We start from the raw sequence: 1,258 nt of genomic DNA on the forward strand, positions 1-1,258 counted from the left end.
TCGGACCTGGCCTCGCTGACCACCCGTGCGACGCAGCAAGGCGACAACTGGATCGTCAACGGGCAGAAGGTGTGGACCAGCTTCGCGCAGTTCTCGTCGCGCTGCGTCCTCCTCACCCGCACCGGACCGGGCCACGACGGGATCACCGCCTTCTTCGTCGACCTCGACACGCCCGGCATCACCATCAGGCCGCTCCGGACGATGCACGGCGTGGACGAATTCTGCGAGGTCTACTACGACGACGTGGTGATCCCGGGCAGCCGGATGCTCGGCCGACCGGGCGACGGCTGGCGACTCGCCATGGACCTCCTCCCGTATGAGCGGTCCACCTGCTTCTGGCAGCGAATCGCCTACCTGTACTCCCGCTTCGACGAACTCATCGTGAAGGCGTCGGCCGCCGGCGATCCCAGCGAATCCGCCTTGGGCGCGGCGTATCTGGCGCTGCACACACTGCGCTGCCGGTCCCGCGACACCCAGTACCGGCTGCGCGACGGGGCACGCCTGGGACCGGACACGTCCATCGACAAGGTGCTGCTGGCCGGCGCGGAGCAACGGCTCTACGACACGGTCCGCGACCTGCTGCCCGGAGTGCTCGAACTCGACGACACACCGTGGCGCGCGGAATACCTGTACTCACGCGCGGCCACCATCTACGGCGGGACCGCCGAGATTCAGCGCAATATCATCGCCCGCCGGCTGCTCGACCTCGGGAAGGAGTGAACCGTGGACGGCATGACGGATCCCGAGTCGCTGCGCCTGCTGGAAGGTTCGCTACGGACGACGATGGCGGCCGCGTCGGGGGTCAAGCTCGATGCGGCGCTGACCGACCTGGGCTGGCGGGACATGCTGGACGAAATGCCCGATGTCGCCGTCCCTTTGGTATTCCGGCTGCTTGGCGAGACCGGCGCCCACGCCCCGGTCCTCAACGACGTGGTGTTACGCGAGTCCGGCGCCGCGCCCGGCGACACCATGCCGCTACCGTTCGCCGGCGGCTCCTGGGTGATTTGGGAGCGCGGCGAGGTCGCCGGTTCGGCGATCGACGAGTTGTTGCCGATACACCGCGTCGCACATGGGGACTCGTTGACCCGGCCGGCCCTGGACGCGGGCAGGCGGGCATTGGGCTGGTGGTTGGTCGGCGCCGGCCGGGCCATGCTGGCGCTGGCGCGCCGGCACGCTTTGGACCGCGTCCAGTTCGGCCGTCACATCAGCTCTTTCCAGGCGATCCGGCACCGGCTGGCCGAGACGCTGGTCGCGATCC

At 69.1% G+C, this 1,258-nt stretch carries 2 protein-coding genes; both read left to right on the plus strand.

Annotated elements, in window-relative coordinates:
* Positions 1 to 720 (plus strand): acyl-CoA dehydrogenase family protein (locus A9X05_RS28015; protein ID WP_067785550.1); only part of this gene is annotated, 720 nt, incomplete at its 5' end.
* A gap of 12 nt (positions 721 to 732) precedes the next feature.
* On the plus strand, positions 733 to 1,258 hold a 526-nt coding region (locus A9X05_RS28020), incomplete at its 3' end, for an acyl-CoA dehydrogenase family protein (protein ID WP_255369331.1).

The sequence above is a fragment of the Mycobacterium sp. E3298 genome, from assembly GCF_001666895.1.
In the GTDB taxonomy this organism is placed as follows: Bacteria; Actinomycetota; Actinomycetes; order Mycobacteriales; family Mycobacteriaceae; genus Mycobacterium.